A 15,306-nucleotide genomic window follows, 5' to 3' on the forward strand; every position below is an offset into this window, starting at 1 on the left:
TCCGAGGTGGGGTCGTTTCCATCTCAGGTGGCTCAGGCTGCCTCTGATGGGTTTGGAGTACCTTCCCTTGCCGCATAGGTCCGGCAAAGGAATTCAAGGTGTTTGGCGGCGAATGTCTGAGGGAGACGGTAGCCGCCTTTTTTCCATCACCCTTTCCGGAAACCGGGCACCGACGGGTGAAGGCCCCCGCCGAGTGTTTCAGCCGGCCATGCGTTTAAGCCAGCCTTGAGCCGATAACTATAAGGCGCACAGCGCCATAAATCAGGAAGCCTTATGACCAAATTCAGCTCCCCACTGGTGCAAGCCAGACCCGCACTGTCCTTCTGGCAGATTTTCAACATGTGTTTCGGCTTTCTAGGCATCCAATTTGGATTTGCGCTGCAGAACGCCAACGTCAGCCGCATCTTCCAAACCCTGGGCGCCTCCATTGATGAGATCCCCATACTCTGGATTGCCGCGCCACTCACCGGCTTACTGGTGCAACCCATTATCGGCTACCTGAGCGATCACACCTGGAATCGCTTCGGCCGTCGCCGCCCCTATTTTCTGATTGGCGCCATATTCACGACCCTGGCCATTTTTGTTATGCCGCACTCGCCCTACCTGTGGGTGGCTGCCGGCATGCTGTGGATCATGGACGCCTCCATCAACATCGCCATGGAGCCCTTCCGCGCCTTTGTGGGCGACAATCTGCCCAAGCAGCAGCGTACCCTGGGCTACGCCATGCAAAGCTTTTTCATCGGTGTCGGAGCTGTGGTGGCATCGGCATTACCCTACCTGCTAACCCAGTTCTTCGGGATCAGCAATACGGCGCCTGAAGGTGAAATTGCCGACTCGGTGCGTTATGCCTTCTACTTCGGTGGTGGTGTGCTGTTGCTGGCGGTACTGTGGACCGTCATCAGCACCCCGGAATACTCTCCCGAGCAATTGGCGGCCTTTGAAGCCGGCGATCATCCCCAGGGCAGTACCGGGACTTTGGAGCGTCATCGCACCCACAAGGACTATCAGCTGGCCGGCGTTATCTGGATGGTGCTGGGCGCCCTGCTTACCGGCGCCATCTATCTGGGCAATCTCGATAAGCAACTTTATATCCTGGGTATCGGCATTTTCGCCTTTGGTCCGTTGCAATTTTACTGTGCCATCAAGCTGGGCAATAACCAATCGCGCCGCGGTCTGGGGTTGGTGTTCAACGTGGTCGATGACTTGTTCCATATGCCAAAGGCCATGCATCAACTGGCCCTGGTACAATTCTTTTCCTGGTTCGCCCTGTTTGCCATGTGGATCTATACCACGGCGGCGGTGACCGGTTATCACTTTGGCAGCCAGGATGTACTGTCCAAGGCCTATAACGATGGCGCCGATTGGGTCGGTGTACTGTTTGCCGCCTATAACGGCTTCGCGGCACTGGCGGCCATGCTGATCCCGCTGCAGGCACGCTATCTTGGCAACAAGGGTGCCCATATGATGAACCTGTGGCTCGGCGGCGCCGGTCTTATCAGCTTCCTCTTTATCAAGGACCCCGCCCTGCTGTGGCTGCCCATGATTGGTGTCGGCTTCGCCTGGGCCTCCATACTGTCGATTCCCTATGCCATGCTCTCGTCCGTGTTGCCGGCCGGCAAAATGGGGGTCTACATGGGCATATTCAATTTCTTTATCGTGATCCCACAGTTGCTGGCCGCCAGCGTACTGGGATTAATCCTGAAAGTCGGCTTCGGTGGCGAACCCATCTATGCCCTGGTCACGGGTGGCAGTTTGATGTTGCTGGCGGGGATCAGTGTGTGGTTTGTGAAAACCGATGATGCAGAGACCCGGACCGTCAGCCAATAAAGGAGTTATTACAGATGAAACAAACCAAGAACGTCAGCCACGGCGCCCTCTTCAGGCCATCTTTGGCCGCGCTGTCCCTGGCTGTCGCGGCAGCGCTGACGCTCGGTGGCTGCGAACAGGCACCTGATCAGACACAAACACAATCAGAACCGTCAGCCATCAAGGTAGCCCCGGGTGCCCCGGGCGCCGCCCCCACCTGGGCTTTCGCCGGCAAGACGGGTATAGGCACCAGCTATGAACCCTACGGTGCTGCCCCCAAGTCCATCAGCAAGGTGTGGTTTTCCATCGCCAATGGCGTCCTGACCGAAACCATGTATGGCCTTATTCACAATGCCCAGCTCAAGGAACTGCAGTTTGTTATCAAGGGCCAGGGCTTTACCGACCTTGAAAGCCAGGATACCGACAGCAGTATCAGCTATCTCGATACCGATGCGGAAGGCCGCCCCCAGTCTTTGGCATACCGGGTGGTGAACCTGGACAAAGACGGTGCCTATCGCATTGAAAAACATATTTTTACCGATCCCGACCGCAACAGTCTCATCATGCGTACCCACATCAGTGCGTTGACTGAAGAGATCACCCCCTTCCTCTATGCCAACCCGCATATAGACAACAGCGGCAACGGGGATCTGGCCCGGGTGGTGGACGGTGGCTTTATGGCCCGCAAGACGGCACAAGAGTCCAGTGTCATGACCCTGAAGTCTTCCCTGCCCTTTGCTGCGCAGCAGGTGGGATTTGTCGGCAGCAGTGACGGTCTCGACGAAATCCGTCAGTACGGTCAACTGAAAAACCGCTTTCAAACCACTTCGGCCGATGGCAGCCAAAATGGCGGCAACGTCGCCATGACAGGCCAATACCCCAGTATCAAACCGGGCGAGACCCTGACCCTGGATCTGGTGCTGGGCTTTGCTGATGACGAACAAAGCAGCAGCGCCACTGCCGCAGCGACCCTGGCACAGGGCTACGATCAGCTGCTGGCAAACTTCAAGGGTGAAGGCGCCGCGATCGGTTGGCAGGATTACCTGGCCAGTCTCCAGGGGCTGCCCGCCATGGTGACCAACACCGCCGATAATGGCAAGTTGCTGACCGCCAGTGCCATGGTGCTCAAGGCCCAGGAAGACAAGACCCATGCGGGCGCCCTGATAGCCTCTTTGTCCAATCCCTGGGGCGATACAGTGTCGGCCGCGCAGCCAAGCACAGGATACAAGGCGGTGTGGCCGCGGGACTTTTACCAGTGCGCCATGGCGTTCCTGGCCATGGGAGACACCGCCACCGCCAAGGTCGCCTTTGAGTACCTGAAACAGGTTCAGGCCGGCGCAAACACGCCAGGTTACCAAGGCACCCCGGGTTGGTTCCTGCAAAAGACCCACGTGGATGGTCAGACAGAATGGGTGGGTGTGCAGCTTGACCAGACCGCCATGCCCATCATGTTGGGCTGGAAACTGTGGCAGGCAGGCGTACTCAGCGACGACGAGATCCGCTCCTGGTACAAGGATATGCTCAAGAGCGCGGCGGATTTCCTGGTGACTGGTGGTGAAGTCAATATTGACTGGAACCACATAAACATAGTGCCACCCAAGACCCAGCAGGAACGCTGGGAAGAGCAAGCCGGCTTCTCACCTTCTACCACGGCGGCGGTCATCACAGGCCTCCATGCCGCTGCGGCCATTGCCGAGTTTGCCGGTGACAGTACTTCGGCAGAGCACTACAGCAAAGCCGCCCAAGGCTATCGGAATAACCTGGAACTCACCATGGTCACCCGTAAGGGCACCCTGTCCGACAAGCCATATTACGTGCGCCTGAGCCCCAACGGCCAACCCGATGCGGCCGACAAGCTAGCCGACAACAACGGCCGTCCGGGATTGGATCAACGTCAAATTCTCGATGGCGGTTTTCTGGAGCTGGTGCGTTACGGGGTAACCCCGGCGTCCGATCCCGTGATCAACAACACCCTCGCCCTGATGGACTCCAACACCCTGGAAGATAGCTTGCGCCTCAGGTACGAGTTCACCGCCAAAGACGGCAGCAGCTTCCCGGGTTTCCGCCGTTACGGCAATGACGGTTACGGCGAAGATACCCAGAGCGGGGCCAACTACGCCGAATCCGGCAGCAACAGTGCCAATCAGCGTGGCCGGGTGTGGCCCTTCTTCACCGGTGAGCGTGGCCACTTTGAGTTGGCGGCCCTGACCGAGCAGGCACAGCTCAGTGCCCAAGACAGGGCCGCCCTGGTATCCACCTATGTGCAGGGCATGGAAAGCTTCGCCAACGAGGGGCTGATGTTGCCCGAGCAGGTATGGGACGGTGTTGGCAACAGCACCCGCTTCCAGTATAAAACCGGACAGGGAACCAACTCCGCCACGCCGCTGGCCTGGACCCATGCCGAGTACGTCAAGCTGGTGCGCTCCATCACAGACGGAACCGTCTGGGATAAATATCCACAGCAGCCTTAACCGTCACAAAATGTAAAAGCCAGTCATTGACTGGCTTTTTTATTGGTCTCTTTCATCACCGGCAGCACACTTCTCACTCAAAGTGAGCAAGCTAACTTAGCCTGTGGTGAGTTTTACCAACCATTGGCAAAAACGCTCGCCCCAACCAACAAAGACAACAAATATTTTATTAAAATACAATGCGATACGAACATTATCATCGCTGGCATGGGGTTTGCTATTGACCGTCGCTGGCCTATTCCGGTTACCGCCTTGCGCTGCCTATATCAGCTTTTGGCGTGAAGAGAAGGCCTGCCACTATCAATAAAACTTGTATGGAGACGCTCATGCACAAATTTGCAAAATGGACACTGGCATTGCTGTTACTTCCCGCTGCGGCCATGGCCAAGGATATCCCCCCCACAACGGCCTCTGCCGTTGACAGCATAGTCAGTCGCTATGCCGAGCTGGATATGTTTTCCGGTACTGTCGTACTCGCCAAACAGGGGGAAGTTGTTTTTTCCGCAGCTTACGGTGAAGCCAACCGGGACTATCACATCCCCAACGGGATGAATACGCGTTTTAATATCGGCTCTATCGGAAAAACGCTGACCTCTGTGGCCATAATGCAATTGGTCGAGTCAGGAAAACTGGGGCTCGATGACAAACTGGCAAAGTACCTGCCGGATTTTCCATTTCCGGAGAAAGACACCATTAGCATTCAGCAACTGCTGAATCACTCCTCCGGTTTGGGCGACTATATGGAGCTGGACGCCTACAAGCAGCAGATGGCGGATCTTCATACTATTGGGGACATCTTGCCACTGATCTATCAGCAACCGCCCCTGTCGCCTCCCGGAGCTGATTTCAACTACTCGAACTCCGGCATGGTGTTGCTCGGCGCCATCATAGAAAAGGTGAGCGGACTCAGCTATCCGGACTATCTGCGCCGCTATGTTTTTGAACCGGCCGACATGCATGCCAGTGAGCTGGCGCAGGAAGATCAGATTTTGGCCGAGCGCGCCATTGGTTATATAGCTTCGCCCAAGGGCGGATACAGCTCCAACGTTCGCAGCATAATGCCGGCCTCGGCCGACGGTGGGCTCAGAACCACGGCACTCGACCTGCTGAAGTTCGATCAGGCGTTAACCCACAACAAGTTGCTGCGCCAGGACAGTATTGACAAGATGCTGACGCCTGTGGGCCCTGTGCCTTTCTACGCCAGCGGATGGTTCGTGAAAATGGTCGGAGACAAGAAGGTCGTTGGCCACAGCGGTGGCGCACCGGGTGTCAGTTCTGAGTACCGCCGTTATGCCGATGACGGATATACCCTGGTGATCCTGTCCAACTATGACAATGTTGCTTCACCCCTGGCCGAAGATCTTGAAAAGGCGTTGTTCAACATCCCCTTCCAATTGCCGACCAAGGTCGATGCCGAGGTAAATCGTGCGGCAAACTTTGAACAGAATGGTGAGATAGATGCGGCGCTGACAATTCTTGACCGCCTCGGCAGCGATGCATCACCCCATGTGGATTCACTCTATCGAGCCGCGCGGTTACGTATAGTCGAGAAGCGTGATGTTGAAAAAGCGCTGCCGGCGTTGAACAGCTACATAGCTCTGGCAGGTGCAGACGCGCGTCCTTCCATTGCCGCTGCATGGTGGCGCAAGGGCAACGCCTATGAGCAACTGGGTGATAAAAACCAGGCCCGTAGCTGCTATCAGCAGTCTCTGTCACTCGAGCCCGAAAACACCGACGCCAGGGAAGCTCTCACCCGTATGGGCAATTAAGCCACCGGGAAAGTGGATTCAGGCCGCTCCTGCCCCGCAGGAGCGGCGTACCACCAGGCTGGTGGGGATAAGTTGGGTCGACACCTCCTTACCAAGGATCAACTTCAACAGACTCTCCACCAGAATTTCGCCCGCCAACTGGGTATTTTGTTTGACCGTGGTTAGCGGCGGATTGGCAAAGCTGGCCACGGGAATATCGTCATACCCCACCACGGCCACATCTTCCGGCACCGCTATCCCCTGCTCTTTCAGGGCCCGGATGGCGCCAATGGCTATCAGGTCACTGGCGGCAAACAGGGCATCGAACACCATGCCTTTTTTCAGTAATTGCTGGGCCGCTTCATAGCCCGAGGCTTCGGTGCTGATGGCATCTATCTGGCGGCGTTTGTCCACCACCAGACCCGCGGCCTTCAGCGCCTTGCAATGCCCCAGATACCTGTCCCTGAACTCCGGGCAGTGACTGGAGGCGCCACCGAGAAAGGCAAACTCCTTGCGCCCAAGTCCAATCAGGTGCTCTGTGGCGATCACGCCCCCTTGAACATTGTCGCAGCCTATGGACAGCACGGATTTGTTGTTGTGCTCGGCGCCCCAGATAACAAAATGGGTGTTCTGGGCCAGCAGTTTTTCCAGCTTCTGCTCGTAGTCCATGTAGTCGCCATAACCGAGCAAAATAATGCCGTCGGCCTTGTTGCTGTCCTCATAATCGGCATGCCAATCTTCGGACAGCTGCTGGAAAGACACCAGCAGATCATAGCCCTGGCGGGCGGTGGCGCGGGTAATGGACCCCAGCATCGACAGGAAAAAGGGATTGATCAGCGAATCATCATTGGTGGGATCTTCACAGAGCAGCAACGCCAGGGTATGGCTGTTCTGGGTGCGCAGGTTGCTGGCATTCTTGTCCACCTTGTAATTCAGTTCCCTGGCTATGGCCTTGATGCGTTCACGGGTTTCCGGGCTCACCAAGGGGCTGTTGCGCAGTGCCCGCGACACGGTGGACTGGGATACTCCGGCACGATAGGCAATATCAATGGAAGTTGCTTTGGCAGCCATAGGCAAGACTCACACTCAACACTTTCACTCAACAAAGGACACCCGGCGGGAGCCATACCCGCCGGTCACACACTTATCTTATCGCTTTTCCAGCCAGGATCAGATCCCGAGTTCATCAAGCAGATCGTCGGCATCCCCAACCACCACGCCCTTGCTCGCCATCTGCGACCAGGGGGAACTCTGGCTGCCGCCGTGCTGTTCCAGCAAGCGGTCGGGATCAAACTCTTCATCCAGTTCAAATTCATCCAGTTTGATAAATTCGGTACTGTCCATGGCAAATTCAAGATAGAAGATGTGATTGCTTTCGGTACGGAAAGAGACCCTGCGGGTGACGGGTTCATCGAGGTTGGCATCAATGGAAATGGTAATTTCCTTATTGATGGTCAACATCTTGGGCTGGCTTTGGCTGATGGAGGTTTGCAATTCCTTGGACACCTTGCCGATGAAATCCCCCAGGATCTGGTTCATCAGTTCGCCCATCACGTTACCCACCTCATCGGAGGTGTGCGCCACGGCCAATTCGCTTTCCGGCATGCCCATGTTAATCATGTACCGGCGGTAAATTTCCACCGCTGCTGCGGCGGAAAAGTTGATCACCACCAGGCCGGAGAAACCGCCGTCAAAAATGGAAAAACAGCCGAGATCCGGCTTGAGTCGGGTACGGCTGATGTTCTGCACCATTGCCGCATGCGTCACCCTGCTGGCGCTGGTACTGCTCAGCACGTGGGAAACCGAGTGGCACAACTTCAGCAGTATGTCGTCCGAGGTCACAATAGACGGAGGCGTATTCATGGCGTAAACCCTTAGAAAAATAATACTTAATAGTGCGCGCAATCGAATTTAAAATCAAAGCCAAAACAACCAATTAGTCCATTTATTCGCCAACCGGCAAGGGATATGCGCTAAGCAATTGATTTTTTGGCCGCAGGCCGTGATCCAGCTCACAGCTTTCTGTGATATCAGGGTTATCATGACCCCGGCGGGCGCCGGGACCATTCGGGACCATTGAGCGTGGGGCCAAGAGCCCTTCGGCCACCGCTTATCTCCACTTTATTTATCCATAAAACAGCAACGACTGCTTCAGGCAAGGAATGCCGGGTCTTCTTGGCCTTCCGGGCCGGTGAACACATAGGGTTTGTGATAATGATTGTACTGCTGAGAAAACTGTCCGTCCTGCAACGCCTCATACTGATGTTGCTGCTCGCCGCCCTGGGCACCCTGGTATTCGGCGGCTTATCCATCCGTGAACAATACAACAATCTGGAAGCCCAGAAGTGGCTGCAAAATGACGGCCAGCTGGATACAGTCTTGTCCATCGCCAAGGGATTTGAAGACCGGGTGACAGCAGGCGCCCTGAACGAGCAACAGGCCAAGGATGCGGTACTGGAAATACTCGGTGACAGCCATTACGGCAATGGCGGCTACTTCATTGTGGTGGGCCCCGACGATAACATCATTGCCCACGGTGCCGGCCAGCAGTGGCTTGGGCGTTCCATCCGGGAATTCCGCCTCGCCGACGGTGACAATCCGGTGGCCGATCTGGTACAGCAGGCCAGGGCCAAGGGCAAAGGCATGCGCACCTACGAAATTACCAACCCGGCCACGGGACGCGCGGAAGACAAGCTCACCGAATCACGCCAATTTGCCCCCTGGGGCTGGACCTTAATTACAGGTGCCTATATTGAAGACATCCACAGCGTGATGGAAACGGCAATATGGCATTACTTTCTGATCATGCTGGGCATTTCCATTCCGCTGCTGGCCATGTTTGTGATGCTGAACATCTCCATCACAGCACCTTTGAAGGACGCCATCCTCGCCATGGAAGACATAGCCCAGGGTGAAGGGGATCTCAGGGCCCGGCTTGATACCCATGGCCGTGACGAAATCAGTGAGCTGGCACGGGCGTTCAACCTGTTCGTGGCCAAAATTGCCGCACTGGTAGAGCAGATGCAACCACTGGGACGCGAGCTTGACCAGGACGCCCGCCAATTGATGGTGGCCGTGGAGGAATCGGGCCAGAGCAGCGAACATATTCACCGGGAAACCGCCAGCGTGGCCACCGCCATCAACCAGATGCTGGCCACCAGCCACGAAATGGCCGGTAACACCCAGCAGGCTGCCGATGCCGCCACCAGTGTGCAGCAGCAGGCCCAAAAAACCCAAACCCTGATGGGCAACACGGTAACCCAGACCCAAACCCTGGTGGCCGATCTCAAGGCCGCCGAAGTCACCACGGAACAACTGGGTGCCGCTTCGGCCAAGGTGGGCAGCATAGTGGATGTGATCCGCGCCATTGCCGACCAAACCAACCTGCTGGCCCTAAACGCAGCCATTGAGGCGGCCCGCGCCGGCAGCCATGGCCGCGGCTTTGCCGTGGTCGCCGATGAAGTGCGCGCCCTGGCCAACCGCACCCAGGATTCCACCAATGAAATCCAGGCCATCATCAGTGATATTCAATCGGGCATCACCTCGGTGATGCAATCGAACGCCGACAACCAGGCACAGTCGGTGGAGCTGCAGGCCCAGGCCGAACAGGCCGGTGATGCGCTGAATGCCATTTTGAGCCTTATCGATCATATCAATGGCATGAATACCCAGTTGGCCAGTGCCACCGAGGAGCAAAGCCTGGTGACCGAGGAAATCAATCGCAACATCAGCAATATTTCCGAGCTGATGGAGGTGCTGGCGGCGGGTAACGAGGGCAACGCCAAGGCCGCGGAACACCTGCAACAAATAAGTACCCAGATGTCGAGTTGTCTGGGACACTTTAAAATTTAAACCAGCGGGAGGGACACTAAAGTCCCTCTTTTTATTGGTAACATTTATGTTAACCTAGTCCAAACAGCCACAGTTCTCGGGTCATTCCAAGAGGGATTTCAGGTGCGCATGACTTTGGCGGTGCATCCGCAGCTCTACAGCATTCACAGTTTCAGCCCGGAGACCCCTTTGCCGGCCGCAGTGTTCTGCCAGCCGATGTTTTTTATCGGTAAAACCCGCGAAGAATTGTCCGTGGTGGTCCCGGCAGAACTGGAATTGGACAGCCTGGAAACCGAAACCGATTGGCGCTGTTTCGAGATTTTGGGGCCGCTCGGCTTTTCCATGACCGGCATACTGTCACGGGTGTCCGGCACCCTGGCCGACGCCAGCATCAGTATCTTTGCCATATCCACCTTTGATACCGACTATATTCTGGTCAAACGCGACAAGCTCAAGCAGGCCATAGGCGCCCTTAAACGCAGCGGCTATCAGATAATCGAGTATCCGGCACAAACCGAATGACACCCTGAACTTGCAGTACAGTGTCACCTTGCAGACAATAAGCGCATCCTATTTGGCTACCCAGAAATACTATGTACGAAAAAACAGTCACCATCACAGCCAAACATGGCATACACACCCGGCCTGCCGCCCTGCTGGTCAAGGCGGCCAAGTCTTTTGATTGCGATGTAATAGTGGAATGCAATGGCAAACAGGCCAGCGCCAAAAGCCTGTTCAAGCTGCAGACCCTGGGTCTTTACAATGGCGTCAGCGTGCGGGTTTTTGCCCAGGGCGATGAGGCCGAGCGGGCGGTCGAGGAAGTGGCCGAACTGCTCATCACCTTAAGCTGACGGGAACAGGCCATGGACGTTAAGGGTATCGCGGTATCATCGGGCATCAGCTTCGGCGAGGCCCTGCATCTGGCCACAGAGCAGCGTAATCTGGATTACCGGTTACTGCCGCTCAGCCGCATTCCCCAGCAACTGAATCGCTTTGATGCCGGACTCAAACGCCTGACCCAGCAACTGGCAGACAGCCTGCAGGGACTCGACGAGCACAGCGACAATTATCAATTGATTGAAGCCGATCTGCTGTTGCTGGAAGACCCCGAAATGGCCGGCCAAATCCGCAATTCCATCCGTGGGCTGCAATTTTCCGCTGCAGTGGCCATAGAGAGGGTGTTTGCCCACCAGGCGAGCGAGCTGGAGGCCATGGACGATCCCTACCTGGCCCACCGGGCCCAGGATGTGCGCTGCCTGGGGCGGCGCCTTATTGCCGCAGTGGATGGCAAGGCAGCACTGGAGCCCGGCAAGCTCACCCGCCCCACCATCATACTGGCGCCGGATCTGACCCCCGCCGAATTCGCCGTACTACCGCTGGACAATATCAGTGGTCTGGTGCTCAAAAGCGGCGGTTATACCAGTCATACCGCCATTTTGGCTCGTGCCGCCGGTCTGCCGGCCCTGCTCTCCTGCAACTTCGACAGCCTGAACATTGCCAACGGCGATGCCCTGGTGCTTGATGCCGAACAGGGTTGTCTGCACCATCAACCGGATGCCGAGCTGCTGGAGCAGCTCAACGCCCGTGCCAAGGCTGAGGCCGAGCGCCGAGTCCGGTTGGAGAAATACCGCGAGCGGGCCGCCATGACCAAAGATGGCCATGAGGTCAGCCTGCTGGCCAACGTCGGCAATCTCAACGACATTACCCATCTCGCCAAGACCGGGGTAGATGGCATTGGTTTGTTCCGCACCGAATTCATGTTGATGCATTGCAGCGAGCTGCCCGATGAGCGCAGCCAGTACCGTCTGTATTGCGATGCCCTCCATGCCCTTGAAGGCCAGGTGTTCACCATACGCACCATGGACATAGGTGCCGACAAGGAACTGCCCTGCCTGCCGCTTACCAGCGAAGACAATCCTGCTTTGGGCCTGCGGGGACTGCGCTATAGTCTGGCCCACCCCGAGATGCTCAAAACCCAGCTTAGGGCGGTACTGCGGGCCGCCAACCACGGCCATATCCGGCTGATGTTCCCCATGGTCAATCAGGTGGAAGAACTGGATCGGGTCTTTGCCCTGCTGGAGGAGTGCAAACAGGAGCTTATCGAGGAAGAACGCGGTTTCGGAGAGCTGAGTCTTGGCATAGTGATAGAAACCCCGGCGGCAGTGATGAACCTGCCCTCCATGTTACCCATGCTGGATTTTGTCAGCATAGGCACCAACGACCTGACCCAGTACGCCATGGCCGCTGACCGCGCCAACCCGCAACTGACCCGGGATTACCCCACCTTATCGCCGGCGATACTGCGGCTTATCAGCATGATATTGCAAAGCGCAAGGGCCCAGAATGTGCGGGTCTCTCTGTGCGGCGAATTGGGCAGCGATCCGCGCCTGGTGCCATTGCTGATTGGCCTTGGCCTTGACGAACTCAGCGTCAACACCGGCATGGCGCTGGAGGTCAAAGCAGCCATCTGTGAGGCCGATTACCAGCGCTGCCTGCTGCTGGCGGGCCAGGCCCTGATGGCCGACCGTCTGGAGCAGCTCAACCAATGCATAACAAATTACAAATAGCACTACTAATTCAGTATGATAAACCTCATACTCACAGGCAAAGCCAATAACAACCAAGGGGGCACATACATGGGATTTTTCAGCCGCATCCGGCGCCTCATTTCCGGCCAGCCAAACCTTGAAGGTGGCATAGCCATACTGGCCCCCGTCTCGGGCGAAATTTTTCCCATAGAAAAGGTGCCCGATGTGGTGTTTGCCGAAAAGATCGTCGGTGACGGCATTGCCATCCTGCCCCAGGGCGATCAGATCCTCGCCCCCATCGACGGCACCATAGGCAAGATCTTCGAAACCAACCACGCCTTCAGCATTGAATCCCCCCAGGGCCTTGAGCTGTTCGTCCATTTTGGCGTCGGCACAGTGGAACTCAGGGGCAATGGCTTTACCCGCCTGGCGGAGGAAGGCCAGCAGGTCAGAGCCGGCGATCCCATACTGTCTTTCGACCTCGACTACCTGCGTGAGCATGCCGACAGCCTGCTGACCCCTGTGGTGCTGGCCAATATGGAAGACATCAAGTATCTGGAAAAGGCCCAGGGCAAGGTCGTTGCCGGCAAGGACGTGATCTTCACCGTCGAGCTGTGATCTGCCCCCTTAGCAGGGAGCCTGAAAAACATTCAACCCTTTCGCAGCCGCTTGTCGTCATTCACCCCGAATGTAACAATGCGGCTGAACTTTTTTGGAATATCCCCGGGAGTACAGCCAGTGACACCTTTTGGCATCAAACTTTTTGGCATCAAGAACTGCGATACGGTAAAAAAGGCCCGCAAATGGCTGGAAACCAACCAGCTGGCCGTGGACTTCCACGATTTCCGCGATGATGGTCTGGACAGCGCTACCCTGGAAGCCTGGGTTGACGACCTGGGATGGGAAGCCTTGTTCAACAAGCGCTCCACCAGTTTTCGCGCCCTGAGCGATGCCGACAAAGCCAATCTGAATGCTGTCAAGGCCCAGACATTGATGCTGGCCAACCCCACACTGATCAAAAGGCCCGTGCTGGTGCACGGCTCCCAAATAGCCTGCGGTTTTTCCGAGGCCCAATATCGTGAGATTTTCGGCAAATGAGCAGCCCAGTTGTTGAATTGACCCAGGCGCTGATTGCGCGCCCCTCCGTGACCCCGCTGGATGAAGGTTGCCAAACCCTGATGGGGCAGCGCCTGGCCGCCATTGGCTTTGAACTGGAGCCCATGGTATTTGAAGACACCACCAACCTGTGGGCCCGCCGCGGTACCGAGGGGCCGGTATTCTGCTTTGCCGGTCACACAGATGTGGTGCCCACAGGCGATCTGGCCCGCTGGCACACACCGCCGTTCGAGCCCACCATAATAGATGGCTATCTCCACGGCCGTGGCGCCGCCGACATGAAGGGCTCCCTCGCCGCCATGGTGGTGGCCACCGAGCGCTTTGTGGCCGAGCATCCCGATCATCAGGGCTCCATTGCGTTTCTGATCACCAGTGATGAGGAAGGTCCCTTTATCAACGGTACCACCCGGGTGATAGACACCCTGGAGGCCCGTAACGAAAAGATCACCTGGGCTTTGGTGGGCGAGCCTTCCAGCACCCACAAGCTGGGGGATGTGGTGAAAAACGGCCGCCGCGGCAGCCTCACAGGCAATCTGACGGTCAAGGGCATTCAGGGCCACGTGGCTTACCCGCACCTGGCGGACAACCCGGTGCACCGGGCCGCGCCTGCCCTGGCTGAGCTTGCCGCCATGCACTGGGACAACGGCAACGAATTCTTCCCGCCAACCAGTTTCCAAATTGCCAACATCCATGGCGGCACCGGCGCCTCCAACGTGATCCCCGGCGAACTCAAGGTGATGTTCAACTTCCGCTACTCCACCGAAGTGACCGCCGAGGAGCTTATCAGCCGGGTACAAAGCATTCTCGATGCCCATGGCCTGGACTATGATTTGCATTGGACCTTCAACGGCCTGCCGTTCCTCACCGGTGATGGCCCACTGCTGGAAGCCACCCGGGACGCCATCTTCGAAGTCACCGGCAGCCATACAGATCCCCAAACCACAGGCGGCACCTCAGATGGGCGCTTTATCGCGCCAACCGGCGCCCAGGTTATAGAACTGGGGCCGGTCAATGCCACCATTCACAAGATAAACGAGTGCGTGAAGGTGGCGGATCTGGAACTGCTGGTGGGCTGCTACCAGCGCATATTGGAAAAACTGCTGTGCCCCTGAGTCAGCCTGAGCTTTACGGCCTGGGTACCCCGGCGCTGACCGAGATTGGCGGCGCCGGCCTGTTACCACAGGTTGCCCTGGCCTTTGAGGCCATGGCAATCGCGGCCCGTAACGAAGGCATAGCCATAGCCATTGCCTCCGGCTATCGCAGTTTCGAGCGCCAGCTGGCAATCTGGAATGCCAAGGCCGGGGGCAAGCGTCCCCTGCTGGACCGTAATGGCACAGCCATTGACCCAGCCAGTCTGGATCCGCAGCAGTTGATGGAAGCTATTTTGCTCTGGTCGGCATTGCCCGGCACCTCGCGGCATCATTGGGGTACGGATCTCGATGTCTTTGATTGCAATCGCATTACCAAGGCCGAATTGCAACTGGTGCCAGCGGAATATCAGCAAACCGGTCCCTGTGGCGCTTTGCATGACTGGCTTAACGCCCATGCCCACGAATACGGTTTTTTCTTTCCCTATCAGGCGGGCCTGAGCGGGGTCAGCGCCGAGCCATGGCACCTGAGCTATGCGCCGCTTGCCGTGCCCATGCTGGCTAAATTTGACAGTCATGACCTCGCCCTGGTACTGGAGCAGGCTCCCCTGGCACTCAAGGCCCAGGTGTTGCCGCGCCTTGATGCCCTGGTGCGACATTATGTTCACTTTATCGCGCCGCCGGGCCCGGCGGCTCACCCAAACAGTTAGTGGAATTT

14 protein-coding genes are annotated in these 15,306 nt (G+C 57.1%); 12 read left to right on the top strand and 2 right to left on the bottom strand.

Going from position 1 to position 15,306, the window contains the following annotated elements; translation table 11 throughout:
* Nucleotides 1-273 precede the first annotated feature (273 nt).
* From JYB84_RS09400 to JYB84_RS09415, 4 genes are read left to right on the top strand one after another with little or no spacing between them, the layout of a single operon-like run.
* The gene (locus JYB84_RS09400; protein ID WP_207319854.1) at nucleotides 274-1,827 is read left to right on the top strand and encodes an MFS transporter; all 1,554 of its coding nucleotides are present in this window, start codon (nucleotides 274-276) and stop codon (nucleotides 1,825-1,827) included.
* Nucleotides 1,828-1,841: 14 nt separating this feature from the next.
* Nucleotides 1,842-4,277: a glucan 1,4-alpha-glucosidase gene (locus JYB84_RS09405; protein ID WP_207319855.1), complete on the top strand. Its 2,436-nt coding sequence runs from the start codon at nucleotides 1,842-1,844 to the stop codon at nucleotides 4,275-4,277.
* Nucleotides 4,278-4,319: 42 nt separating this feature from the next.
* On the top strand, nucleotides 4,320-4,559 hold the full coding sequence (locus tag JYB84_RS09410) for a hypothetical protein (RefSeq protein WP_207319856.1): 240 nt from the start codon (nucleotides 4,320-4,322) through the stop codon (nucleotides 4,557-4,559).
* A 44-nt stretch (nucleotides 4,560-4,603) separates the two neighbouring features.
* Nucleotides 4,604-6,046, top strand: coding sequence for a serine hydrolase (locus JYB84_RS09415; RefSeq protein WP_207319857.1), 1,443 nt, complete (start codon nucleotides 4,604-4,606; stop codon nucleotides 6,044-6,046).
* A gap of 18 nt (nucleotides 6,047-6,064) precedes the next feature.
* On the opposite strand, the gene JYB84_RS09420 is transcribed toward JYB84_RS09415, so the two are convergent.
* Complete coding sequence (locus tag JYB84_RS09420; RefSeq protein WP_207319858.1) at nucleotides 6,065-7,096, bottom strand: LacI family DNA-binding transcriptional regulator; 1,032 nt, start codon at nucleotides 7,094-7,096, stop codon at nucleotides 6,065-6,067.
* 99 nt (nucleotides 7,097-7,195) lie between these two features.
* Entirely contained in the window at nucleotides 7,196-7,888 is a 693-nt protein-coding gene (locus tag JYB84_RS09425; protein ID WP_207319859.1) for a DUF3334 family protein, read from the bottom strand.
* Nucleotides 7,889-8,239: 351 nt separating this feature from the next.
* Between JYB84_RS09425 and JYB84_RS09430 the strand changes: the two genes are divergently transcribed.
* The 8 genes from JYB84_RS09430 (at nucleotide 8,240) to JYB84_RS09465 (ending at nucleotide 15,298) form a co-directional block, all read left to right on the top strand.
* Nucleotides 8,240-9,877: a methyl-accepting chemotaxis protein gene (locus tag JYB84_RS09430; RefSeq protein ID WP_207319860.1), complete on the top strand. Its 1,638-nt coding sequence runs from the start codon at nucleotides 8,240-8,242 to the stop codon at nucleotides 9,875-9,877.
* A gap of 102 nt (nucleotides 9,878-9,979) precedes the next feature.
* Nucleotides 9,980-10,378 (top strand): ACT domain-containing protein, encoded by a 399-nt coding sequence (locus JYB84_RS09435; protein ID WP_207319861.1) that lies wholly within the window; start codon nucleotides 9,980-9,982, stop codon nucleotides 10,376-10,378.
* Nucleotides 10,379-10,449: 71 nt separating this feature from the next.
* On the top strand, nucleotides 10,450-10,707 hold the full coding sequence (locus JYB84_RS09440; RefSeq protein ID WP_207319862.1) for an HPr family phosphocarrier protein: 258 nt from the start codon (nucleotides 10,450-10,452) through the stop codon (nucleotides 10,705-10,707).
* Nucleotides 10,708-10,719: 12 nt separating this feature from the next.
* Nucleotides 10,720-12,423 (top strand): phosphoenolpyruvate--protein phosphotransferase, encoded by a 1,704-nt coding sequence (gene ptsP, locus JYB84_RS09445; RefSeq protein WP_207319863.1) that lies wholly within the window; start codon nucleotides 10,720-10,722, stop codon nucleotides 12,421-12,423.
* 69 nt (nucleotides 12,424-12,492) lie between these two features.
* Nucleotides 12,493-13,002: a PTS glucose transporter subunit IIA gene (gene crr, locus JYB84_RS09450; protein WP_207319864.1), complete on the top strand. Its 510-nt coding sequence runs from the start codon at nucleotides 12,493-12,495 to the stop codon at nucleotides 13,000-13,002.
* A 135-nt stretch (nucleotides 13,003-13,137) separates the two neighbouring features.
* Complete coding sequence (locus JYB84_RS09455) at nucleotides 13,138-13,482, top strand: ArsC family reductase (RefSeq protein WP_207323169.1); 345 nt, start codon at nucleotides 13,138-13,140, stop codon at nucleotides 13,480-13,482.
* Nucleotides 13,479-14,612 (top strand): succinyl-diaminopimelate desuccinylase, encoded by a 1,134-nt coding sequence (gene dapE / locus JYB84_RS09460; RefSeq protein ID WP_207319865.1) that lies wholly within the window; start codon nucleotides 13,479-13,481, stop codon nucleotides 14,610-14,612. Before JYB84_RS09455 ends, dapE begins: the two co-directional genes overlap by 4 nt.
* Nucleotides 14,603-15,298 (top strand): M15 family metallopeptidase, encoded by a 696-nt coding sequence (locus tag JYB84_RS09465; protein WP_228290748.1) that lies wholly within the window; start codon nucleotides 14,603-14,605, stop codon nucleotides 15,296-15,298. Before dapE ends, JYB84_RS09465 begins: the two co-directional genes overlap by 10 nt.
* The last annotated feature ends 8 nt before the right edge of the window (nucleotides 15,299-15,306 follow it).

This window comes from Shewanella cyperi, from assembly GCF_017354985.1.
GTDB classification, from domain to species: Bacteria; Pseudomonadota; Gammaproteobacteria; order Enterobacterales; family Shewanellaceae; genus Shewanella; species Shewanella cyperi.